Origin of the sequence: Marisediminicola antarctica (assembly GCF_009930795.1) — a bacterium.
In the GTDB taxonomy this organism is placed as follows: Bacteria; Actinomycetota; Actinomycetes; order Actinomycetales; family Microbacteriaceae; genus Marisediminicola; species Marisediminicola antarctica.
The window spans coordinates 2,871,718-2,894,614 of the sequence record NZ_CP017146.1 but is presented as its reverse complement, the minus strand read 5'-3'; the positions used below and the strand labels follow the sequence as shown (position 1 = coordinate 2,894,614).

The window sequence follows — 22,897 nt, the reverse complement described above, 5'->3', positions numbered from 1 at the left end:
GTCGATTGAATGTTGCACAGCCGTGACAGTGAGTCGAATTGCGTGCCCGATCGAGGTGCACCCGATCCATCAGCCGACTGTGATCTGATGGGGAGAGCACAACCGGTCGGCAGCACAACGAGAGGAACGGTCCACACAGATGGTGCACAGGGTTCAGGCGGTCGTCGTCAGGAGCAAGAATGCCCCCGTTTCGCTCGAGACGATTCTCGTGCCTGACCCCGGACCGGGGGAGGCGCTCGTCGACATCCTCACCTGCGGGGTCTGCCACACCGATTTGCATTACAAGCAGGGCGCCATCAACGACGACTACCCGTTCCTGCTCGGGCACGAGGCCACGGGAGTCGTTGCGGCGGTCGGAGACGGTGTGACGAACGTCGTGCCGGGGGACCGCGTCATCCTGAACTGGCGCGCGGTCTGCGGGCAGTGCCGGGCGTGTCGCCGCGGTGAGGCGCAGTACTGCTTCAACACCTTCAATGCGACCCAGAAGATGACGCTCGAGGACGGCACGGAGCTCTCGCCGGCGCTCGGCATTGGTGCCTTCGCCGAGAAGACCCTTGTCGCGGCAGGCCAGTGCACAAAGGTGGACGAGGATGTCGACCCCGCCGCAGTGGGGCTGCTCGGATGCGGCGTCATGGCCGGCATCGGCGCCGCGATCAACACGGGCAGCGTCGGCCTCGGCGATTCCGTGGCCGTCATCGGCTGTGGCGGGGTCGGCATCGCCGCGATCGTCGGCGCGAAGCTCGCCGGCGCGACCACGATCATCGCCGTCGACATCGACCAGCGCAAGGTCGACCTCGCCGTCTCGCTCGGCGCGACCCACGGTGTCAATTCCCGCGACGAGGAGCCGGTCGAGGCGATCCGCGCCCTCACCGAGGGCAACGGCGCGAATGTCGTCATCGACGCCGTCGGCCGGCCCGAGACCTTCAGTCAGGCGTTCTACGCGCGCGACCTCGCCGGAACCGTGGTGCTCGTCGGCGTGCCGTCGCCCGACATGACGATCGAGCTGCCGCTTCTGGACGTCTTCGGCCGCGGCGGGGCCGTCAAGTCGTCCTGGTACGGCGACTGCCTCCCCTCGCGCGACTTTCCGATGCTCGTGAGCCACTACAAGCAGGGCAACCTCGACCTCGACGCGTTCGTCTCCGAGCGCATCGGGCTCGGCGACATCGAGGAGGCGTTCGAGAGAATGCACCAGGGGCTCGTGCTGCGCTCCGTCGTGGAGATTTCCGACGTCGAGATCACGGCCGGGCTCTCATGAGCCCGCGCATCGAGAACCTCGTGACCTCCGGCACGTTCTCCCTGGACGGTGGCACCTGGGAGGTGGACAACAACGTGTGGATCGTCGGCGACGACGACGAGGTGGTTGTGATCGACCCCGCGCACGACGCGAAGGCCGTGGCGGTCGCTGTCGGCGACCGCGAGGTCATCGGAGTCCTTCTGACGCACGCGCATGACGACCACATCCGCGCGGTCCGCGAATTCGCCGACCAGGTGGACGCGCCGATCTACCTCAATCCCGCCGACCGGATGCTCTGGGACGAGGTGTATCCCGGGATCGCGCCCGAGGGGGAGGTCGGCGATGGTGACACTTTCGAGATCGCGGGGGCGACGATCACCGCGCTCGCGACTCCGGGGCACTCGCCCGGGTCGACCTGCTACTACCTGGCGAGCGAGCACACGCTGTTCTCCGGTGACACCCTCTTCAACGGCGGTCCCGGCGCAACCGGGCGGTCGCACAGCGACTTCGGATTAATCATCGAGTCGATCCAGTCACGCCTGCTCGTCCTGCCAGCAGAGACCGTCGTGCTCGCCGGACACGGCGACTCGACCTCGATCGGCGCCGAGGCCCCCCACCTCGCGGAATGGATCGCGCGCGGGCACTAGCCCTAGCCCGCGCCGCACACGATGCCAAGTCTCATCAGCAGGTTGATGCCGCTCGCCCTGACCCTGCGGGGGTCGAAGAAGCAGTTCAGCACCGCAGAAGCGACACTCGCGCGGGTCGCCGAGTTGCAGCTTCGTCCCCGCAGCTGGGCGCCTCCCGGGAGGCTCTCCCGTCGAGTCGACATCACGGTGCGCACCGTCGGCGGATGGCCGGTATACGAGGTCGCCCCGCGCGGCGCATCCGTGCACCGTCGCGCGCTCTACCTGCACGGCGGCGCCTACGTCTTCGAAATCGCCGCCCAGCACTGGTCGCTCATCGCCGACCTCGCCGTCTCATCCGGCGCACGGATCACGGTGCCGATCTTCCCGCTGGCCCCAGCAGACACCGCAGCAAGGATCGTGCCGGCTGCGACGGAGCTCGCTGCGGCGCTCATCGCTGAGGTCGGCGCTGAGAACACGACGATTGTGGGCGACTCCGCTGGCGGGGGCATGGGCCTGGCTGTCGCGATGCGGCTCCGCGACGAAAAGCGGGGCGCGCCGCGTCTGGTCCTCATCTCGCCGTGGCTCGACATCAGCGGAACCGATCCCCAGCTCGCGGTCATCGCGCCGCGCGACCCCTGGCTCGCCGTGCCGGGAACACACGCGGCGGGCCGTCTCTACCGCGGTGAGCTCGCCGAAGACGACCCAATGGTCAGCCCCATCAACGGCAGCCTCGCCGGGCTCGGTGCGATCACCCTGCTCAGCGGCACCCGCGATATCGTCAATGCGGACGCCGCGCGGCTCGTGCGCCTCGCGGCGGCATCCGGACACCCGCTCGACTACCACGAGGCACCCGAGATGCTGCACGTGTACCCGCTGCTGCCGATTCCCGAGGCGCGCGAGGCACGCCGGGTGATCACGGATGCACTGCGCAGGGTCGATGTTCAGGATCGAGGAGCAGGCGTAGCCTGAGATTGTGGCCGCGTTCACGGCCTCTACAGGAATGAGATCCCCATGAAAGCCGCTCGCTACTACGCCAAGAACGACATCCGCATCGAGCAGATCGATGCCCCGAAGCTCCGCCCCGGCACCGTTGCGATCGACGTGGCCTGGTGCGGCATCTGCGGCACCGACCTCCACGAGTACCTCGACGGACCCATCTTCATCCCCGCGCCGGGGCATCCGCACCCCATCTCCGGCGAGGAGGCCCCCGTCACCATGGGGCACGAGTTCTCGGGCACCATTACCGCCCTCGGCGAGGGCGTGACCGACCTCGAGGTCGGACAGAATGTTGTGGTCGAGCCCTACATTGTCGGCCCCGACGTCTCCACGGGACCCGGCGAGAGCTACCAGCTCTCAGAGAACATGAACTTCATCGGCCTCGGCGGCTACGGCGGCGGGCTCAGCGAGAAGGTGGTCGTCGAGCGCCGATGGGTGCACCCGATCGGCGACATCCCACTCGACGTCGCCGCGCTCATCGAGCCCCTCTCCGTCGGACACCACGCGTTCGTGCGCAGCGGAGCGAAGGCCGGCGACACCGCCCTCATCGGCGGAGCGGGCCCGATCGGCCTCCTCCTCGCCGCGGTGCTCAAGGCGGAGGGGCTCACCGTCTTCATCTCCGAGCTCAGCCAGGCGCGCAAGGAGAAGGCGACAAGCACCGGGGTCGCCGACCACGTTCTCGACCCGAGCGAAGTGGATGTCGCGGCGAAGGTCCGCGAGCTCACGGGCGGCGCCGGCGTCGACATCGGCTTCGAGTGCTCGAGCGTGAATGTTGTGCTCGACACCCTGCTCGACGCGGTTCGGCCCGGCGGGGTGATCGTCAACGTGTCGATCTGGGGTCACCCGGCCTCCGTCGACATGCAGAAGCTTGTGCTGAAGGAAATCGACCTGCGCGGCACCATCGCCTACGCCAACGACCACCCGGCGACGATCAAGCTGGTTCAGGAGGGCAAGGTCGACCTGGCACCGTTCATCACCGGCAAGATCGCCCTCGAGGACCTCGTCAGCAAGGGATTCGACACGCTGATCAACCACAACGACACGCAGGTGAAGATCCTCGTTCACCCGTAACCGGTGTACGCGTGCGGGGCGATCACCGCGCCCCGCACGTGTGTAAACCATCCGAGATTGCGATTCAGTTTGCAGTCGAGCGTCGGAGTGCAGCAGACTGTCCAGTTCGATCTGATGCCCCACCGACGAAAGGTAGAACCGTGACTCTGACACTTACCGAACAGGCGAGCACCGTCGTCAAGGCCATCTCGGCGCAAGCCACCGAGTCCGAATCCGGCGGCCTTCGCATTGCCGTCGATGGCGATGCGGCCGATTTCAGCATCTCGGTTGTTCCGGCCGCCGAGCCGAGCGACACCCTCGTGGAGAACGACGGGGCCCGTGTCTTCCTCGACCCCAGTGCGGCTGAGGCGCTGTCCGAGGCCGTTCTGGATGCCGACGTCGAGGACGACGGCGCCGTGCGCTTCTCGGTCGGCACCGCCTCCTAGCGACCAGCCTCATTGTCTCCGGGCGCGGTGCCATCGGGCACCGCGCCATCGGGCACCGCGCCATCGGCAACGTCGACGAGAACCTCATTGCGGCGCAGAAACCACGGCTTGTATGGCGGGTCGAAGCGCGCGAACCGAGGCTCGCCGATCGGTTTCATCCCCGCCGCCGCCACCCCCGCCATGAGGTCGGCGCAGTGCTTCTGATAGGAGGACTGCGTCCACCGACCCGAGTACTTGGTCGCGGCGCTGAGACTTTCCGGAACCAGGCGAACGCTCACTTCGGGTCGCACCGGTTCCGGGGCGGTGTCGGCGGTGATCATCTCGGGGAGCACGAACGCGACAGTGTAGGAGCCGGCATCCGCCGCGCTCTGCATTACCGGCGCGGTCATCGCGATCTCCTCCGAGGCGGATTTCTGCACCACCGGCGACGTCATTGAGAGCGTGCTGTGTGACCGGTTCTCGCCCGTGATGTAGCCGAACAGGTAACGGAAGGCGCGGTTGCCCGCGTCGTCGAACCCGGCGCTCACGGTGACCTCGGCAACCATGTGCGCGGGGTAGCGGCGCAGCTCGAAGCCAGGTTCGGTGCGAAGCACGAGGTACGGCTGCTGCTCGGTCATGGTGGTCAAGCTACACCCGACGATCGGCACCGGGCTGGGTGGTGGCGGTAGGGGCCGCGAGTGTCTGCCGCCCCTACCGGTGTGCTGTTTCTAGCGGCGCGTGATCGCCCAGGTGCCGTCGGCGAGTGCCTTGGTCGGGTGCTGCACGTTCAGGAACAGCGTCTTCGGGTCCTTGCCGAAGTAGATTCCGCTGATCTCGGCGCCCGTGTCCTTGATCGAGGCGAATTGCTCGACGGCGTCGGCGGTGCCGTCGTTGCCAGCATCCCGTCCGGCTACCCAGACGTCGGAGAGGTAGTTGTCCTCCACCATCCAGAGCGAGCCATCGGGCCCCTGGGCGAGGTTGTCGGGGTTGTTGAAGCCCGTGACGCCTGCCGCCGCGTTCTCGACGGGAACGTTGAGGCCGGCCTGAACGAACGACGTCAGCACCTGCGTGTTGAGGTCGATCGCGATCACGCGGTCCTCCGAGGTGTTCGCGACGTAGAGGGTGCTGCCGATCACCTCGACGTCTTCGGGGCGGCCGAACTCGGTCGCGCCGACATCGTCAGCCGCGGCGTCGGTGTCGGCGACGACCGCGTCCATGTCTAGAGCGACCCAATCGAACGCACCGACCTTGTCGTTGAACGTGGACTGATTCCAGACCTGTGCGTCATCGGCGAGCCCGGTGAGTTTCAGGGCGTAGAGCTGCCCGTCGGACAGATCACCGCGGGTGGTGGGTTCGAACTTGTAGATTGAGCCGCCGTTGAGCTCGTCGATGACGAAGACCGTGCCGTCGGCGAGTGCTTCGATGCCCTCGTGACGCATGACTCCGACCTCGGTGCGCTCGATGACCTCGAGCACCACGGTCGGGTCGGAGGGGTCGAGGATCGCCTCGAAGACGCGTCCACCTGTCGTCTCCTCGGCGAAGAGGATGGTGCCCCAGGGCGTCCATCGGATGCCGTCGAGTCGGTTCCAGTCCGCATCCTGCGCGATCACCTTGGCGTCGCCTGTCTTGAGGTCGACGACCGAGAGCGACCCGTTCGCGCCAACCTCGTGGGTGCGGTACAGGTATCGACCGGCGTGGCGCCCGGTCTCATTGACAGTGTTCATGTCGGTGAGGTCGTCGACCCCGCCGGGGTAGATGTCGAGAGTTGTCTCGTCGGCGACGAGGGACTGGGTGAAGCCTGCTGGGATGACGAAGGGCTCGGTCCAGTCGGCGGTCGCCGAGCCGTACGGGGTGCCGTCGATGGGATCGAAGCCCATCGGGCCGCCGGCGGCATAGGCGGCGGGGGCGAGGCCGACGCCGACGAGAACACCGGCGGAGATGACGCCGGCTGCGGCTGAGGTTGCGAATCGATTTCGCATGGTTTCTCCAATTGTGTTCGGATGCGAGTGACGGGCCCGACGCTAGTCACGGCAGACGAACGGCACAGAGGCCGCGGGTGAACATCGCGCGTCACGACCGTGGCCCGGTCATTCGTTAGGCTCGCGGCATGCCGATCACCCCTGACGACAAGAACTGGACGTGGGTTCTCGAGAAGCCCTGCCCCGAGTGCGGATTCGATGCCGGCAAAGTCTCGTTCCGTGACATCCCGTCCCTGATCGACCTCAACGCCGCGGCCTGGCCCGAGCGCCTGGCGCAGCCCGACGTGCGGGACCGCCCGGATGATGCGACCTGGTCGCCGCTCGAATACGCCGCCCACGTGCGGGATGTGTTCCGTGTTTTTCGCACGAGGCTTCATCTCATTCTCGAACAGGAGGTGCCCGCCTTCGCAAACTGGGACCAGGACGCGACCGCGATCGCTGAGCGCTACAACGAGCAGGACCCGGCGGTCGTCGCACAGGAGCTCGTCGCTGCGGCGGATGCCCTCGCGCGCGACTACGCAGCTGTCGACGATGCCGACCTCGGACGCACAGGCCTGCGCTCGGACGGGAGCACCTTCACGGTCGAGTCGCTCGCGCGGTACTTCATCCACGATCCCGTGCATCATCTGCACGATGTGGGCGGAGACGGATAAGGTCAAGCGGCTGCGCGACAGCGGCGCTGTCAAGCTGCACGACGACGCGAGCCGCGAGTACGTGACTCGCGTGCTCCGCGCAACGTACCGCGCCGAGTACCGCATCTTCACGTTCATCGAACGCCTCGGCAGGTCTGGACGCAAAGACAGCGTGCTGCTGCTGATCAGCGCGGTGTGACCCTGTCAGAGTCAGAGGGCGCTGCCTCCGGCAGGCTCGAAGCCTCGACGGATTACGTCAGCGGTGTGGTCGGGCTGGGAAGCGTGCCGTCCGGCGACTACCCGGTTCATGTCGTGTGCCGCGGCGAGGGGCCGGTCTGAGCGAGCGCGTGGGCGTTCACTCGGGTGCGCAGTCGGAACGCTGCCGAGTACGGAGTAGTGGTCGCTCCTGGACCATTTCCACCAGCCACAACCGCGTACTCGGCGAGAATGGCGCGGGCTGGCGGCGGCATACGCTCCCGCGGTTTCGACACGGTCGCCGCGCGACCAGCCTAACCAGCGAGGGTCCGCGACCTACGTGGACCCCAAGACGGAGAGGCCGCCCTCCGCAATGACCTTGCGGTAGGGCAGCAGCGCCGCCTTCATGCCCAGGCCGACGACGCCGACCATCCGATCGTCGCGGTAGTACCCGACGATGGCCTCCGAGTCGAGCGAGCCCTCGAGCAGGCGGATGTCATCGGCGAGCCCCGGCAGCCCGTAGGCCTGCAGCGCCACCTCGAACTGGTTCGACCAGAACGCGGGCATCGGCGCGAACGGTGTCTGGACGGCATCCGAGAAGCCCTCCGGAGACTCCAGCAAGGCCGCGAGCACAAAGCCTGCCCGCTTGCCCGTGTCGGTCGGGATGTTCCAGTGCTCGACGCGCCGCGCGACGTCGTCGAACATCGCGTTCGGGAAGCGGGCGATGTCGCCCACGACGTAGACGTCGTCGTGCACAGTGCCATCGACCCCGACCGCGCGCATGGCGGCATCCGCGAGCACCCCGTCGGAGCAGTCGAGGCCGGTGCCCGCGAGCCACTCGCTGTTGCAGTCCGAGCCGATCGCCTCGATCAACACGTCCGCCGGAAGTGCAGCTCCGTCGTCGAGCACAACCCCTTCGAGGCGCGACGCTCCGACCAGTCCGGTCACCGCACGCCCCAAACGGAATGCGACCCCGTGCGCCTGTTGGCGGGCAAGAATCTCGGTGGCGAGCAGGGGCCCGAGCGGGCGCACGATCGGCAGCGTGCTGGGGGAGGCCACAGTCACTTCGCAGCCGAGCTTCCGGGCGGTCGCGGCCACCTCGCATCCGATGAATCCGGATCCGACGATCACCACGCGTGCCCCCGGCTGCAGCTCATCGCGCAGGGCCATCGCGTCGTCGAGGGTGCGTACGGTGTGGCGACCGGGCAGTTCGGCCAGGGCGAGCCGCCGGGGCCGAAGCCCCGTCGCGATCACGAGCGCGGCGTAGGGATGCGCGACCCCGTCACCGGTGGTCACGGTGCGCGCCGTCAGGTCGGCCGAGACCGCGCGCGCCCCCAGCATCCACTCGACGTCAGCTGTCGCGGCGCGCTGCGGGAAGGCGACCGCCTCGTGGGTCACGGTTCCCGAAAGCACGTCCTTCGACAGCGGCGGCCGGTTGTACGGGGCGTGCAGCTCCTCGCCGATGACCCTGAGCGGCCCGGCATAGCCCGCCTTGCGCAGCGCCTCCGCCGTGCGCAGCCCGCCCATCGCCGCGCCGACGATGATGACGGGCGCCGGTGCCACGACATCCACTATTCGACGATTCGGATGGCCTGCATCGGGCACACGTCGACGGCCGACTCCACGTTGTCGCGCTCGGAGTCGTCCGCCGAGGCCACGTACTCGAGCTTGTCGTCGTCGTTGAGCTTGAAGATGTTCGGGGCCTCGAACACGCACTGCCCATAGTGCTGGCAGAGGGCCATGTCGACTTCGATCTTGATCATTCTGTTTCCTTCACGGTCGACGGGTAGAGGTCTTTGGAGGGGGTGCGGATGCCGCGGAACTCCCAGTCTCCGCCCAGCGCGGTCGACCGCACCTCCTCGCTCTCGGTCGGTTGGGCGCCAACGTCGGTGCGGATCGGGGTCGGGCCGGTGACGATGTGATTGGTCAGCCGGCCGAGGCCCTCGACCTCGACCTCGACGACGTCGCCGGGCTCGACCGGGCGCGAGAACGCCGGCGTGCCGCTGAACAGCAGGTCGCCGGGGCTCAGCGTAATGGTGCGCGCGATGTCGGCGACGAGGTAGTTCATATCCCACTCCATGTTCGCCGTGGAGTCGTTCTGCTTGACGATGCCGTTGACGATGGTCTGGATCTGCTTGCCCCGGAAGTCCCAGCCCGTGACGAGCCCGGGTCCCACCGGCGCGAGGGTGTCGCTGCCCTTGACCCGCAGCATCGACCCGGCATCGGTATCGCGGAAGTCGTGCAGGCCGTAGTCGTTGCCGACGGTGTAGCCGGCGATGTAGTCGCCCGCCTGCTCCGGTGACACGTTGCGGCAGGTGCGCCCGATGACGATGACGATCTCGCCCTCGAAGTTCAGCCACTTGCAGCCCTGCGGGCGCACGACGGCGCCCCCGTGCGAGTTGAGCGCGGTGACCGGCTTGTGGAAGTACGTGGGCGCGGCAGGGAGCTTCGTCATGAACTCATCGGTGCGACTCGCGTAGTTGAGGTGCACCGCGATGATCTTGCTCGGTGCCGTCGGCGGCAGGTGCGCGGCGTCGTCGACGGCGACCTCGCGGCCGTCGCCGGCCACGAGGGTATCGCCGTGCCGCTCAACATCGACCGGGTAGCCGTCGAGCAGGATGCGCCGAAATTCACGCACGGGCTCACTCACGCGACAGCGTCAGGTTCTTCGGGGCCGGGAATCCCTCGGCCGGGCGCGGGAACCACACGTGCACCTGGCCGGTGCCGATGGAGTTCTCGTACTCGCTGTACATCGCGCCGGGGGCGGTGCAGCGGTCTTCGCCGATCGCACCCGCGGTGACGAGCCAGTGCCCGAACATCGCCTCGGGGCGGAATTTGTGGAACTCGGGCATCGTCTCGAGTACGCGGGCGTGGTCTCCGGCCTTGAACCACTCGAGGCGCTCCTCGTCGGCGGCGCGGGCGCCGGGGCTGAAGATGTGCGACGGGTCGCTCGCCTCGTGCTTGCGCAGATCGCGCAGCTTGTAAAAGGTGTGGGACAGGGCGCCCGAGGCGAGGATGATGACCTTGCGGTCGCTCGCGGCGATCGCCTCGCCAAGCGCGCGTCCGGCGCGGAGCATGTCCTCGTCGGTCGCGGTCTGGCAGATGCTGATGCTCAGCCAGCGCTTGTCGAGTCCCTCGCCGAGAAACTTCCACAGGTTGATCGTGGCGTACATGACGGGGAGGTCCGGATCGTCGATCGGCGTGATCCAGGTGCCGTTCTTCTCCGCGAAGCTCTCGGCCAGGCGAGCCAGCTCCGGGTCGCCGCGATAGTCGAATGGAACCCCGTGCATGCCGCGAGGCAGCTCCTCCGAGGTGAACTTGCCGCTGCGGCGCTCGTGCGAGTTGATGACGAACTCGACGGTCGTCGCCCAGTGGCTGTCGACGACGACGACGGTGTCGTAGTCGGCAGTCTCGAAGACGTCCTTTCGCAGCTTCTCTAAACCGGGAACCAGACTGATCTCGTGCCCGTCGTTGATGTCCAGGCGGACATCCTCCGGCAGCATGATCGTCGGGACGTGTGCGATAAGGCCGACGCCTACTATTTCACCCATGTGCTATTCCTTCCATCCGTGAGGTGCAACGACCGTGTTCTTCACGTCCGCGTAAAAATCAAAGGACCACGTGCCACCCTCGCGGCCGACGCCAGACTTCTTCGATCCGCCGAAGGGCGCGCGCAGGTCGCGGACGAAGAAGCAGTTGACCCAGATCGTGCCGGCGACGAGCCTCTCGGTGATCGCGGCGGCGTGCGCCCGGTCGCCGGACACAACGACGGCGGCGAGCCCGAACTCTGTGCCGTTGGCGAGCTCGAGGGCCTCCTCGTCGGTCGCGAATCTCTGCATCGTGAGCACCGGGCCGAAGACCTCCTGGGTGAGGATCTCGCTGCCGCGCGCGGCATCGCCGACGAGTGTGGGCGTGAAATACAGGCCGCCGAGGTCGGCGTTGGCTGTGCCTCCCATGAGGATGCTCGCGCCGTCGGCCTCGGCCCGGTCGACGAATCCCTTGATGCGGTCGAAGTGCACGGCGTGCACCTGGGGGCCGATGTCGGTGTCGGGGTCGCGCGGGTCGCCCTGGCGCAGCGATGCGGCCTTGGCCTGGAACGCCGCCGCGAAGTCGTCCGCAATGCTCTCGTGCACGAGCAGCCTGGTGCCGGAGAGGCAGACCTGCCCGGCGTTGTCGTACTGCTCGACCGCGAGCGCGGCGGCGAGTTCGATGTCGGCATCCGCGAGCACGATGCAGGGGCTCTTGCCGCCGAGCTCGAAGCTGCACGGGGTGAGGTTGTCGGCTGCTGCCCTGGCGATCGACTTCGCGGTGGGCACAGACCCGGTGAACGAGATGCGGCGCAGTCCCGGATGCGCGACGAGCGCTGCTCCCGCCTCCCGGCCGAAGCCCTGCACGAGGTTGAAGACTCCGTCGGGCAGCCCGGCGTCCGCGCAGATGTCGGCGAGCAGGGATGCGGTGAGCGGCGTCCACTCGGCGGGCTTCAGCACGACCGTGTCGCCGGCCGCGAGCGCAGGCGCGATCTTCCACGTGGCGAGCATGAGCGGGGCGTTCCACGGCGTGATGAGGCCGGCGACGCCCGAGGGGTCCCAGGACACGTGATTGGTGTGGCCGCGGGTCTCGAAGTCGTCGTGCCTCAGCTGATTGACGGCCCAGTCGGCGAAGAACCGGAAGTTGTGCGCGACGCGCGGCATGACACCGCGCAGGTTGCTGCGCAGCAGTCCGCCGTTGTCCATGGTCTCGACGTTCGCGAGCTCGGGCAGACGCTCCTCGACCAGATCGGCGATGCGGTTCAGGATCGCCGCCCGTTCGGCTGTCGGCATCGCGGCCCAGGCCGGAAAGGCGTCGCGAGCGGCAGCGACCGCGAGGTCGATCTCGTCTGCCCCGCCGCGGGCGATGTTGCCGAGCTCGGACCCGTCGATGGGGGAGGTGTTGGCGAAAGTGGTCTCGGAGGCCACGCGCCGGCCGCCGATGTAATGCCTCGTGTCGACCGACACTCCGGCAACGGTTACGTCAGCTAGGTCAATGCTCGTCATGCTGCTCCCTGATCCGCGGGCTCGTCGTTAAGTCATTCGGATGCTAATGAAATACACTACGCAATAGCTCGCCCATCTACAACTTGTTTTCCGTGACTGACGTGAGAGGACACCATGAGCAGCTTTCGCCCCCGGATCGCAATCGTCGGCCGGTTCGCCGGCTCGACCTCGGCGTTGCGCTTCGCCGCCGTCGTCAACGCGCGGGCCCTGCTCGAGTCGGTCTGGGCGGCCGGCGGCGACCCGGTCACGCTACTGCCCGTCGAAGGCGTCGACTGGACCGAGCGCCTCGTCGGCTACGACGGCGTGCTGCTGCCCGGTGGCGGCGACCTCGACCCGGCGACCTACGGCGAGCCGAGCCGGCACGAGAGCGTCTACGACGTTGACGCGATGCAGGATGCCGTCGACCTCGACCTCGCGCGGGTCGCCCTGGCGGGCGGCATCCCGCTTCTCGCGATCTGCCGTGGACTGCACATTGTCAACGTCGTGCGCGGGGGATCTCTCGTGCAGAATCTGCCCGTGCACCACCGGCACCACGAACACGACGTGCTCTTCGACCGCGCGCACGCCCGCTTCGGCGTCGCGGGGCCCTCGGTGCGGGCATCCTGCTACCACCACCAGGCCCTCGACCGGCTCGGCGAGGGCGTCACCGTCGTCGCGCGTGCGACCGACGGGGTGCCGGAGGCCGTGCTGATCGACGCGCCGGGCTGGGCGATCGGCGTGCAATGGCATCCGGAGGACACCGCGGCGAGCGATCCCGACCAGGCCGCGATATTCGCCGAGCTCGTCAGGCAGGCGGAATCGTCGAGTCGGCCCTCTCGACGTTGACCGTGATGAGACGCAGCATCTCGGCGAGTTCCTCGCGGCGGGCGACGTCGATGGGGCCCGAGATGTGCTGCTCCTCGAGGTTGAACTCGGGGAACAGCTCCGTCATCATCGCTCGGCCGTCATCGGTCAGGCGCACGAGCACGAGGCGCCCGTCGGTCTGGCTGCGCTCGCGGGTGACCCAGCCGCGATCCTGAAGGGTCGTGAGCACGCCGGTGAGCGTCGCCTTGGAGAATCCACCCTCGAGGGCGATCTGACGAGTCTCGATAGGCTCCCAGATCCAGGTGACCCAGAGCACCACGAAGCCGGTCCAGGAGAGGTTGTGCTGGGCGAGCACCGATCGCTCGAGGTGGTTGCGTACGGCGTTCGCGGCACGGAACAGGTTCGAGGTGACGGCCATCGCGGCGTAGTCGAGGGGGAGTCCGCCGAGGCGTTCGCTCACCTGGCGCTCCGTCTCGGCAAGCGTGAACGGTCCGGCCATGTGGTGCTCCTCGTCGAATGGTGACGCACGTACTCTATTCGACCGCTCGGGCAAGAAATTCGTGCCCGAGTGTGCGCGCGATCGATTATGGTTCTGATAGTAATTGTTCGTCCCCGAACAATCACCAAGGAGATGACATGACTTCAATGACGAACGTCACGCTGGCCGACCTCGATCTGTTCGAGCAGGCGCCCCCGTGGCAGGTATTCGACGAGCTGCGGGCGCAGGCGCCCGTGCACTGGGACGAGGAGGAGGCACCGAACCACGGGTTCTGGTCGCTTACCGGGTACCACGACATCGTGCACGTGCTGCGCGACACCGAGACCTTCTCGAGCGAGAAGGGCACCGTCAACCTTGAGGAGCTCGACGCCGACCAGATCGAGGCGCGCAAGTCGATGCTCGAGACCGACGGGGTGCGTCACCGCGCCCTGCGCCGACTGATGCAGGGGGAGTTCACCCCGAAGGCTGTCGCCGGCTACGAGACATTCCTGCGCGGACTCACCGCGACCACCCTCGACCAGGCCTTCGCGCTCGGCGAGTTCGACTTCGTGGCTGAGGTCGCCGCCGACTTCCCGATCCGGGTGCTCGCACGGATGCTCGATGTGCCGGATGCCGACATCCACCAGCTCATCGACTGGGGCAACCGCATGGTCGGCAACACCGACCCCGAGCACGCGGACGTGCTGGCCGACTCCGAGGAGAGCGAGAAGTACCGGCTGCTGCCGTTCCGCTCACCCGCGGCCCAGGAGGTCTTCGACTACGGGCGGGCGCTCGCCGACCGTCGCCGCGGCCGCAGCGGTGTCGACCTCGTCTCGCGCCTCGTCAACCAGGAGCCGATGGACGGCATCCCGCTCTCCGAACGCGACTTCAACAGCTACTTCCTGCTGCTCGTCGTCGCCGGCAACGAGACCACCCGGCACACGATCACCCACTCGATGAACTACCTCATGCAGAACCCCGACCAGCTCGAGCTGCTGCAGGAGCGCCCGGAGCTGATCCCGTGGGCGGTCGAGGAGTTTTTGCGCCTCGCGAGTCCGGTCTACCACTTCCGCCGCACGGCGACGCGCGACACCGAAATCCGCGGCCAGGCGATTAAGCAGGGCGACAAGGTCGTCACCTGGTTCGCAGCCGGCAACCGCGACCCGCAGGTGTTCGACGACCCCTACCGCATGGACGTGACCCGCAACCCGAACGAGCACATGGCCTTCGGTCGAGGGGGCCCGCACATGTGCATGGGCAACGCGCTCGCCCGGCTCGAGATTAAGATCATGTTCGAAGACCTGTTGCCGCGCATCACGAGCGTGCAGCAGATGGGCGAGGTCTCCCGGCTGCGCAGCAACTTCGTCAACGGCATCAAGCGCTTCCCGGTGAAGGTGGAGCTGAAGTAAGGAACGGCATGACGACGACAGATCCGGCCGCGGCCGGCGATCCCGAGGCGGCGCCCGCCGACCCGCACGCGACCTTCCCGCATCCGATCTGGGGTGACGAGTCCGACGTCGTCGACCTCGCCATCGAGTGGTCCGCCAAGCGGGTCGTGCGGCACACCGATCCGCTCTCGACCGCGCGCTCCGCCTCGGAGCTCGCGGCGGACGCCGGACCGACGATCACGGCATCCGGAATCGGGGGAGCAGCCGCCCTCGACGTGTTCGACCGCGTGCTCGAGCCGGCGACCCGCTCGCAGGACGATCCGCTCAACCTCGCCTACATCGCGGCTGCCCCGACGCGAGCCGCGATCGCCTTCGACTTCGTGACGAGCTCCGCGAACATTTTCGGCGGGCTCTGGGAGGCCGGCGCCGGCGCGATCTACGCCGAGAACGAGGCCATCGCCTGGCTCGTGGGGCTGCTCGGCTGGCCGGAGGGGGCGGGCGGATGCTTCGTCTCCGGTGGCACCTCCGGCAATCTCTCCGCTCTGCTCACCGCGCGCGAGACGGCGCTCACCCGTCGTGGTTCCCGCCCGCCCGGAGGCTGGAAGCTCGCCTGCTCCGCCAACGCGCACTCGTCGATCCAGACCGCCGCGCGGGCGCTCGACGTCGATATCCTCGACGTCCCGGTCGACGAGCGCGGGCACCTCACCGGGCCAGCCCTCCGCGTAGAACTCGAGCGGTCGGCCGACGTCTTCGCCGTCGTCGCCTCCGCCGGCACGACCAACGAGGGCATCGTCGACGACCTCGCGGCCATCGCGGACGTCTGCGAGGAGTTCGGCGTCTGGCTGCACGTCGACGGCGCGTACGGCGGCGCGGGGCTCGCCGCGCCGAGCGTGCGGCACCGCTTCGACGGCATCGAGCGCGCCGACAGCTTCATCGTCGACCCGCACAAGTGGCTCTTCGCCCCGTACGACTGCTGCGCGCTCGTCTACCGCGATCCGCAGCTGGCCCGGGCCACCCACTCGCAGCACGCGAGCTACCTCGACCATGTCGACCGGGAATCGTGGAACCCGAGCGAGCTTGCCCTGCACCTCTCCCGGCGGGCGCGCGGCCTGCCGTTCTGGTTCAGTCTCGCCACTCACGGCACCGACCGGTACCGCGACGCGATCGAGAGCTCGATCACGACGGCACAGGAGGTCGCCGAGGCGATCCGGGCATCCGACCACCTGCAGTTGCTGCGCGAGGTGGAGCTGTCGGTCGTGATCTTCGAGCGGCCGGGCTACACCGACGCGCAGTACAGCGAGTGGTCGCATGAGGCGGCCGTGAGCGGACGGATGCTGTGCGTGCCGACCAAATGGAACGGGCGCACGGTGCTCCGCCTCGCGTTCGTGAACCCCGCCACCGACCCGCGCGCCGTAATCGAGGTGCTCGAGACGCTGCGCTGACCCGCGCGGCGAGTTTCGCTGTCATTATTCAGCGTCTCAGGGGCGTTGCCCCTCCGTGGTGGTTGCTGAATTTCGGGTTGGGTCGCGTTGCGGGTCTGGCGCGGCGTCGTGCTCGGACGGATGATGGAGGTGCTCGCCACGGGGATGCCGGTTTTTCCTTGATGCTGAGAGCTTGTTATTCAGCGTGGCAGGAGGGGTTTTCTTACGAGAACTGTGGATTGTTGCTCCGAGCACGTGTGTCAGATTTCTGATTTTTCCTAACCTCTTCCGTGGTGGGCCCGTCAATATATGGGATGAGGAGGAAAATGATGGACGTGGTCCATGAGCGTGCTGCGGGGATGGATATCTCCAAGCGGGACGTGAAGGTCTGTGTTCGAGTGCCTGGGAAACGGCCCGGGACGTTCGAGCAGAAAGTTACTACCTGGGGTGCAACAACGTCGCAGGTGCTGGAGTTGCGGGAGCATCTCCTCGCGAACCGGGTGACAACGGTTGTGATGGAGGCGACCGGTGATTATTGGAAGCCGTTCTACTATCTGTTGGAATCGGTGCTGCCGGTGACGCTTGTCAACGCGCGGGATGTGCGTAATTTCCCGGGCCGGAAAACGGATGTCTCGGACGCGGGCTGGCTGGCCCAACTGGCCGCTCACGGACTGGTGCGGGCCTCGTTCGTGCCACCGGAACCGATCCGGGAGTTGCGGGATCTGACCCGGACCCGGGCCACGATCGTGCAGGAGCGCAGCCGGCATATCCAGCGGATCGAGAAGATCCTCGAGGACGCCGGGATCAAGCTGTCCTCGGTGGTGTCCCAGCTGAACGGGGTCTCGGCGCGCAGCATCCTCGATGCCCTGGTCGCCGGGGAACGCGACCCCGTGAAACTTGCCGCTCTGGCCAAGGGCCGGCTGCGGGCGAAGATCCCGGAACTGGTCGAAGCCCTCACCGGACGGTTTAGGGACCACCACGCGTTCATGGTGAACCTGCACCTCACCCAACTCGATCACAGTGCGACCCTGATCGATGAGATCACCGCCCGAATCGAGGTGGTGATGGAACCCTTTCGGGTCTTTCGAGAGACCCTCACCACCATTCCGGGGGTCTCTGTTCGTGTTGCGGACGTGATCATCGCCGAGACCGGCGGGAACATGCATATTTTCCCCAGCCCCGGACATCTTGCGTCCTGGGCCGGGGTCTGTCCGGGATCGAACGAGTCCGCGGGACGAGTGAAATCGACCAAAACGCGCCCCGGTAATGCGCACCTGAAGGCCGCCCTCGGGATCTCCGCCCTGGTCATCACCCGACAGAAGAACACGCACCTCGCCGTGAAATACCGACGGATCGCCGCTCGGCGCGGCAGCATCAAGGCGATCGTCGCCCTCGAGCACAGCATCCTTGTCGCCGTCTGGAAGATGGGCACCACCGGGGAAGCCTTCACCGAACTCGGACCGAACTACTACTCCAACCGCCACCCCGACCGAACAAAATCCAACGCCATCAACCAGCTCCGCACCCTCGGATACCAGGTGACCCTCACCCCCACCGCAGCCTAAAAACCGGTATTCACGTGTCAGGAGTGGGAGTGGTGGGGTAGTGACCAGCCCACGGTTTTCCGGCACGAACTGCCGTGAATTGCCGGTTTCGGTCCTATACCCGGGGCGCGAGCGGCTTTGTAGCGCCCGGCGAGGGTGCCGGATGCTGGTCTCGGCAGAAACTGCCGCTTTCACTCCTGAATGATGAAAGCGTCAGCGATCTGAATGATGAAAGCGTCAGCGATCTGAATATTGAAAGAGCTCAGTGCTCTGTCGGTGACGGGGCGGGGCGCAGCATGGCGATCCGCTCGAGGAAGGCATCGACGAGCGCGTAGGTGCGATCGCGCGCGGCGCCCTCCTCGGCCCGGGTGTGGGCCAGTAGCGCGACGGGATCCTGGCCGTCGGCGATGACCTTGGTGGCGCCGCCCTCGGTCAGCCAACCCTGCAGGGTGTCGGCGTCGAGCTCGGGGTGGAACTGCACCGCGAGACTACGGCCGAAGCTGAACGCCTGCGACGCCGCGGCGTTGCGCGCGAGCTCCGTCGCGCCCGCGGGCAACGTCCAGCGGTCGTAGTGGAACTGGAACCACGGTCCCGGGCCGATGAGCGACTGGTCGTCACTGTGGACCGGGGTCCAGCCGATCTCGGCCTTCGGCGCGGGCGCGACCGTGCCGCCGAGCGCGCGGGAGAGCAGCTGCCCGCCGAAGCACACGCCGAGCACGGGGACATCCGCGAGCACGGCCCGGCGGAGCCATTCGACCTCCGGCGTGAGCCAGCGGCCGATCGACTCGTCGTCCCACGCGCCCCACGGTGCGCCGAGGGGAACGACGAGGTCGTACTCGGCCAGATCGGGGAACTCGAACAGCACGTTGGGAGTGCGGAAGTTTCCCGCATCCACGACGAGGATCTCGTCGACCTCGAAGCCGTGATGGCGCAGCCGGTCGGCGATAGGCCCGGACGAGGTCACGTGGTCGTGCTGCACGAAAAGGGCTTTCACGAGGGCTCCCTGGCTTGCGATTCGGCGGATCTGGCCTAGTATCGCACTAATCGTTCATGGCCGAACGATTTATCTTCGGAGGATAAATGAGTACCGATGTAGCTGCTCTCCGCTTGGAACTTGAGTCACGGGGCATCGATGTGCTTCGCCTCATTTACGCGGACATCCTGGGAACGACGAGGGCGAAAGACCTCCTCGTCAGCCAGCTCGAGACTTCGGCGGCGAAGGGCGCGACCTTCTGTCAGGGCGTCTGGGTTACGACGACACGCGGGGGAGTGCTCGACGGCAACGACATCATGTCGTCGGGACTGCCCGACCTCATCATGAAGGTCGATCCATCCACCGTCACGCTCATGCCGTGGGAACCGGGAGTGGCTCTCGCTCTCGCCGACGCCTTCGATCCGGACGGCTCCGACAGCGTGCTGTCGCCCAGGTCGGTGCTCAAGGGAGTGATCGAGCGGTACACGAAGCTCGGCCTCGTGCCGGTCGTCGGACCGGAACTCGAGTTCTACATTGCCGAGCGGGGCGAGAACGGCTGGCGTCGCGTGATCGAGACCACAGGCCGCGTGTACACGTCCGGCGCCTGCGTCGACCCGAAGGGCACCTTCCTGCACCTGATGCGGATGCTCGACCAGATGGACATCGGCGTCTTCGCCGGCAACCATGAATTCAGCCCATCCCAGTACGAGATCAACCTCTGGCACGGCGAGGCTCTGAGGGCGGCCGACCGCACCTTCCTGTTCAAGAGCGCGATCAAGGACATCGTCGCCCGCACCGGGCAGCTCGCAACCTTCCTCGGCAAGCCGTGGGCCGACGAGGGTGGCAGCGGTTTCCACCTGCACTTCTCGGTGACCGACGAATCCGGCAAGAACCTCATGGTGACGCCGGACGGCGAGCTGTCCGGCACAGCCGACAACATGATCGCCGGAATTCTCGGCCACGCCGCATCGCTCGTGGCCTTCACCAATCCGACAGTCAACGCCTACAAGCGGCTCGGCCCCGACACCCTCGCGCCGTACCGGGCTAACTGGGGCCACGACAACCGCAGCTCGATGCTGCGCGTGCCGCCCGAGCGCGGGTCGGGAACCAGGCTCGAGATCCGGGTCGGCGACGGCGCGGCCAATCCCTACCTGATCATCGCCTCGGTGCTCGCCGCGGCCCTCGACGGCATCGAGCGTGCCCTGCCGGCCCCTCCGAGCGCGGAGGGCTGGTCGTATGAGAACGAGTCGGCGGAGATCCTCCCGACCACGCTCACCCACGCCCTCGACGAGCTCGAGACGGACGTGTTCATGAAGGACGTGCTCGGCGCGCCTCTGGTTGACGTCTTCGTGCTGCTCAAACGTGACGAGGTGGCACGCTACGAGGACGAGGTCGACGACCCCGACACGCGCGACGTGACCCAGTGGGAGCTCGACGAGTACCTCGAGGCCTACTGACGCGGCGGCCGCCCCCGAGCGCCTCACGCGGGTGTTGTTCACGCGCGCGGCAGTAATCGCACGCGCGGTAGTGAACAGCGTGCGCGCGAATGCCGGGGACGGGCGGATGCGGGCTACCGCGCCACGCCGATCGTGCGCGGTGGCCCGCCGCCGGGCTATACCGGCCGGGAGCGGTCGGTGACGAGTTCGCCGCCCACGAAGGTCGTGCCGACCTCGCGGTAGTAGCCGCCGAGCACCTCGTCGACCGGCAGCAGCGAGCCGAGCTCGTCCCACTGCGAGTCGGCGAGGCTCAGCTCCGCGTCGCCGCGCCAGGCCGGGCCGAGGTCGACATCGATGCCTCCCATGGACACGAGCTGGTCGAGCGACATGCCGCCGCCGGTCGCGATCGACGGCATGAACCGGTTGTGCAGCATTTTGTGGCCGTTGACGAAGCCGTTGTCCTCCGACGGCTCGCGCAGCGTGACGACGGCGCTTGCGAGCCGGTGGTCGTAGGCGGAGAGGGATGCGCCGAGCTGCGCTCCGTTCTCGAGTCTCGGGGTCGCCTTGCCGCGGTTGAACAGGCGCGTCACGTGGATCGAGCCGAACTTCTTCGGGTAGCCCTGGAACCAGCCGCGACCGATCGCAAAGTCCTTGGTGACCCAGATCGCGACGCAGCGGCTGTAGGTGACGCCCTGGTAGGCGCAGCGCACGACGGCGAACGCCTCAAGGTATTGGGAGCGGATCGGGTCGAGCAGTTCGAGGCCGCCCTCGCTGCAGGACTGCCAGTCGGCCCAGATGAGCGCGACCGCGCCGGGCCGGTCCGGAGCCAGGTCGATGTCGTCCGGCAGGATCGCGCGCACGTTCGCGGGATCGGTCAGGTACTCGATGGTCAGCAGCGTGCCCGAGTAGTACCAGGGCGGGTTGGGCACGAGCGCACTCGAGCCCTTTGGCGTCAGCGGCGGCAAGAATCCGTGGAGAGCAGTCATAGCGCCAGATTCTAACCCCGAACCATGGTTTGTTCGTGAACAAACGAAAAGTGCAAATCGGGCCCGAGACTCTTGACCTCCGCCGCGCCATTCGCCATCCTGTACCCAGGTCGTTCGGATACGCACGAACTTTTACCCGACTCAACGAGGAGTTATGTCATGGCGGTAACCCACAACGAAGCCGAATCGCGAACGCTGCTCCGCAAGGGGCGCCTCGGCGTCATCGGGATCGTCTTCTTCGTCGTCGCGGCGGCGGCGCCGCTCGTCGGTATGACGGGTGCGGTGCCGGTCGCGATCGTGCTCGGCACGGGAGCCGCAGCCCCCGGCGCCTATCTCGTCGTCGGCATCACCCTGCTGTTCTTCAGCGTCGGCTATGCCGCAATGAGCCAGCGGGTGACCAACGCCGGCGCGTTCTTCGCCTACATCGGCCGAGGCCTCGGTACGCACATGGGCGTCGGGTCGGCGCTCACCTCAGTGCTGGCCTACGTCGCCATCCAGCTCGCCATCTACGGATTCTTCGGCGCTGTCGTCGGCGGCCAGGTCGGGGTGCTGCCGTGGTGGGGTTGGGCGCTCCTCGCCTGGGCCGTCGTCACCGCCCTCTCCCTGCTGAGCGTGGATGTCGGCGCGAAGCTGCTCGGCATCCTCATGCTCCTCGAGGTCGCCGCGCTGCTCGTGACCGCGGTCGCGATCCTCATCGACGGGGGACCGGAGGGGCTCGACTTCGCGGCATCCTTCAACCCGTCCGCGATCCTCGCCGGTGGGCTTGCCGGATCGGCGGGTATCGCGTTCGCGTTCGCCTTCGCCTCGTTCATCGGCTTCGAGGCCACGGCCATCTACGGCGAGGAGTCGAAAGACCCCAAGACGATCGTGCCCCGGGCGACCTACCTCGCGGTCGGCGTCATCACCGTGCTGTTCGCGGTCACCGCCTTCGCGATGGTCACCGGCATGGGAGCGTCCACTGTCGTTGACACGACCGTCGAGTACTCGTCGGTCGACGGTGTGCCGCTCGCCGACCCGGCCGCCGTGCTCTTCACCCTCGCGGCGGACTACGTCGGCCCGTGGATGGCGACCGTCATGAGCGTGCTCGTCATCTCGAGCCTGTTCGCGGGGCTGCTCGCCTTCCAGAACGCCTCCGGCCGCTACATCTTCGCGCTCGGGCGCGGCGGCGTGCTGCCGAAGCAGTTCAGTCGCGTCAACGGACGCGGCGCGCCCGCCGCCGCATCCGTCGCGACCTCGGTCATCACCGGCGCCGTCATCGTCGTCTTCGCGCTCTTCCAGCTCGACCCCGTCACCAACCTGTTCTTCTGGTTCAGCGGACTCGCGGTCGTCGCCATCGTGCTCATCGAGATTCTCGTCTGCATCGCGGTGATCGTGTTCTTCGCCAGGAACAAGGGCGAGGAGAATATGTTCCAGACCGTCATCGCCCCGGCGATCGCCGTCGTCGGGCTCGCCCTCGGCGAGTACCTGCTCATGTCCCGCTTCGGGCTGCTCGCCGGGACGGTCGCCGAGGGCGTCGACCCGTCGGTAACCCCGTGGGGGCTGAACGCGCTCGGCTGGCTGCTCGTGCTGCTGCCATTCGTGCTCGTGCTTGTCGGGTTCCTGCTCTCCCGGTTCCAGAAGACCGAGAACGAGGCGCTCGTACGCGACGTGCTGAGCTGAGCCCACAACCGAGCTGAAAAGCGGATGCCCGGCCCCCG

General features: G+C 67.3%; 23 protein-coding genes. 13 read left to right on the top strand and 10 right to left on the bottom strand.

Going from position 1 to position 22,897, the window contains the following annotated elements; translation table 11 throughout:
* Positions 1-139 precede the first annotated feature (139 nt).
* The 5 genes from BHD05_RS13480 (at position 140) to BHD05_RS13460 (ending at position 4,352) form a co-directional block, all read left to right on the top strand.
* Complete coding sequence (locus BHD05_RS13480; RefSeq protein WP_161886883.1) at positions 140-1,255, top strand: S-(hydroxymethyl)mycothiol dehydrogenase; 1,116 nt, start codon at positions 140-142, stop codon at positions 1,253-1,255.
* A complete protein-coding gene (locus BHD05_RS13475) occupies positions 1,252-1,881 on the top strand; it encodes an MBL fold metallo-hydrolase (RefSeq protein WP_161886882.1) in 630 nt (209 codons plus the stop codon). Before BHD05_RS13480 ends, BHD05_RS13475 begins: the two co-directional genes overlap by 4 nt.
* Positions 1,882-1,902: 21 nt before the next feature.
* Complete coding sequence (locus BHD05_RS13470; RefSeq protein ID WP_161886881.1) at positions 1,903-2,829, top strand: alpha/beta hydrolase fold domain-containing protein; 927 nt, start codon at positions 1,903-1,905, stop codon at positions 2,827-2,829.
* Positions 2,830-2,871: 42 nt separating this feature from the next.
* Positions 2,872-3,927 (top strand): 2,3-butanediol dehydrogenase, encoded by a 1,056-nt coding sequence (locus BHD05_RS13465; RefSeq protein WP_161886880.1) that lies wholly within the window; start codon positions 2,872-2,874, stop codon positions 3,925-3,927.
* Positions 3,928-4,067: 140 nt separating this feature from the next.
* Positions 4,068-4,352: an iron-sulfur cluster biosynthesis family protein gene (locus BHD05_RS13460; protein ID WP_161886879.1), complete on the top strand. Its 285-nt coding sequence runs from the start codon at positions 4,068-4,070 to the stop codon at positions 4,350-4,352.
* On the opposite strand, the gene BHD05_RS13455 is transcribed toward BHD05_RS13460, so the two are convergent.
* Together BHD05_RS13455 and BHD05_RS13450 are read right to left on the bottom strand one after the other, a co-directional pair.
* The gene (locus tag BHD05_RS13455) at positions 4,349-4,969 is read right to left on the bottom strand and encodes an SOUL family heme-binding protein (protein WP_161886878.1); all 621 of its coding nucleotides are present in this window, start codon (positions 4,967-4,969) and stop codon (positions 4,349-4,351) included. The two genes, BHD05_RS13460 and BHD05_RS13455, sit on opposite strands and share 4 nt — an antisense overlap.
* 90 nt (positions 4,970-5,059) lie before the next feature.
* Positions 5,060-6,310: an alkaline phosphatase PhoX gene (locus BHD05_RS13450; protein ID WP_161886877.1), complete on the bottom strand. Its 1,251-nt coding sequence runs from the start codon at positions 6,308-6,310 to the stop codon at positions 5,060-5,062.
* Between the two features lie 128 nt (positions 6,311-6,438).
* Between BHD05_RS13450 and BHD05_RS13445 the strand changes: the two genes are divergently transcribed.
* On the top strand, positions 6,439-6,963 hold the full coding sequence (locus BHD05_RS13445; RefSeq protein WP_161886876.1) for a DinB family protein: 525 nt from the start codon (positions 6,439-6,441) through the stop codon (positions 6,961-6,963).
* A complete protein-coding gene (locus BHD05_RS13440) occupies positions 6,944-7,141 on the top strand; it encodes a hypothetical protein (RefSeq protein ID WP_161886875.1) in 198 nt (65 codons plus the stop codon). The genes BHD05_RS13445 and BHD05_RS13440 overlap by 20 nt, the downstream gene beginning before the upstream one ends.
* A 332-nt stretch (positions 7,142-7,473) precedes the next feature.
* Here the strand turns inward: BHD05_RS13440 and BHD05_RS13435 are convergent, their stop codons facing one another.
* Genes BHD05_RS13435 through BHD05_RS13415 form a run of 5 tightly spaced genes read right to left on the bottom strand, consistent with a single transcriptional unit; the run spans position 7,474 to position 12,170 of the window.
* Positions 7,474-8,709 (bottom strand): NAD(P)/FAD-dependent oxidoreductase, encoded by a 1,236-nt coding sequence (locus tag BHD05_RS13435; RefSeq protein WP_236966550.1) that lies wholly within the window; start codon positions 8,707-8,709, stop codon positions 7,474-7,476.
* Positions 8,709-8,900 (bottom strand): ferredoxin, encoded by a 192-nt coding sequence (locus BHD05_RS13430; protein WP_161886874.1) that lies wholly within the window; start codon positions 8,898-8,900, stop codon positions 8,709-8,711. Before BHD05_RS13430 ends, BHD05_RS13435 begins: the two co-directional genes overlap by 1 nt.
* Positions 8,897-9,775: a fumarylacetoacetate hydrolase family protein gene (locus BHD05_RS13425; RefSeq protein WP_161886873.1), complete on the bottom strand. Its 879-nt coding sequence runs from the start codon at positions 9,773-9,775 to the stop codon at positions 8,897-8,899. Before BHD05_RS13425 ends, BHD05_RS13430 begins: the two co-directional genes overlap by 4 nt.
* A 4-nt stretch (positions 9,776-9,779) precedes the next feature.
* Positions 9,780-10,688 carry a DODA-type extradiol aromatic ring-opening family dioxygenase gene (locus BHD05_RS13420; RefSeq protein WP_161886872.1) on the bottom strand — a complete coding sequence of 303 codons (909 nt, stop codon included), beginning with the start codon at positions 10,686-10,688 and terminating at the stop codon, positions 9,780-9,782.
* 3 nt (positions 10,689-10,691) lie between these two features.
* On the bottom strand, positions 10,692-12,170 hold the full coding sequence (locus BHD05_RS13415) for an aldehyde dehydrogenase (protein ID WP_161886871.1): 1,479 nt from the start codon (positions 12,168-12,170) through the stop codon (positions 10,692-10,694).
* A 114-nt stretch (positions 12,171-12,284) separates the two neighbouring features.
* Between BHD05_RS13415 and BHD05_RS13410 the strand changes: the two genes are divergently transcribed.
* Entirely contained in the window at positions 12,285-12,995 is a 711-nt protein-coding gene (locus BHD05_RS13410) for a gamma-glutamyl-gamma-aminobutyrate hydrolase family protein (RefSeq protein WP_161886870.1), read from the top strand.
* Here the strand turns inward: BHD05_RS13410 and BHD05_RS13405 are convergent.
* Positions 12,955-13,473, bottom strand: a complete 519-nt coding sequence (locus tag BHD05_RS13405; RefSeq protein WP_161886869.1) for a MarR family winged helix-turn-helix transcriptional regulator — start codon at positions 13,471-13,473, stop codon at positions 12,955-12,957. The two genes, BHD05_RS13410 and BHD05_RS13405, sit on opposite strands and share 41 nt — an antisense overlap.
* Before the next feature lie 137 nt (positions 13,474-13,610).
* Here BHD05_RS13405 and BHD05_RS13400 point away from each other — a divergent pair, with 137 nt between their 5' ends.
* The 3 genes from BHD05_RS13400 (at position 13,611) to BHD05_RS13390 (ending at position 17,826) form a co-directional block, all read left to right on the top strand.
* On the top strand, positions 13,611-14,861 hold the full coding sequence (locus BHD05_RS13400; RefSeq protein ID WP_161886868.1) for a cytochrome P450: 1,251 nt from the start codon (positions 13,611-13,613) through the stop codon (positions 14,859-14,861).
* Between the two features lie 8 nt (positions 14,862-14,869).
* Entirely contained in the window at positions 14,870-16,282 is a 1,413-nt protein-coding gene (locus tag BHD05_RS13395) for a pyridoxal phosphate-dependent decarboxylase family protein (protein ID WP_161886867.1), read from the top strand.
* A gap of 308 nt (positions 16,283-16,590) precedes the next feature.
* Entirely contained in the window at positions 16,591-17,826 is a 1,236-nt protein-coding gene (locus tag BHD05_RS13390) for an IS110 family RNA-guided transposase (RefSeq protein ID WP_161887252.1), read from the top strand.
* A gap of 241 nt (positions 17,827-18,067) precedes the next feature.
* Here the strand turns inward: BHD05_RS13390 and BHD05_RS13385 are convergent, their stop codons facing one another.
* A complete protein-coding gene (locus tag BHD05_RS13385) occupies positions 18,068-18,799 on the bottom strand; it encodes a type 1 glutamine amidotransferase (RefSeq protein WP_161886866.1) in 732 nt (243 codons plus the stop codon).
* An 86-nt stretch (positions 18,800-18,885) separates the two neighbouring features.
* On the opposite strand from BHD05_RS13385, the gene BHD05_RS13380 reads away from it, so the two are divergent.
* Positions 18,886-20,235: a glutamine synthetase family protein gene (locus BHD05_RS13380; RefSeq protein WP_161886865.1), complete on the top strand. Its 1,350-nt coding sequence runs from the start codon at positions 18,886-18,888 to the stop codon at positions 20,233-20,235.
* 155 nt (positions 20,236-20,390) lie between these two features.
* Here the strand turns inward: BHD05_RS13380 and BHD05_RS13375 are convergent, their stop codons facing one another.
* Entirely contained in the window at positions 20,391-21,200 is an 810-nt protein-coding gene (locus BHD05_RS13375; RefSeq protein ID WP_161886864.1) for an acetoacetate decarboxylase family protein, read from the bottom strand.
* 159 nt (positions 21,201-21,359) lie between these two features.
* On the opposite strand from BHD05_RS13375, the gene BHD05_RS13370 reads away from it, so the two are divergent.
* Positions 21,360-22,859 carry an APC family permease gene (locus BHD05_RS13370; protein ID WP_161886863.1) on the top strand — a complete coding sequence of 500 codons (1,500 nt, stop codon included), beginning with the start codon at positions 21,360-21,362 and terminating at the stop codon, positions 22,857-22,859.
* The last annotated feature ends 38 nt before the right edge of the window (positions 22,860-22,897 follow it).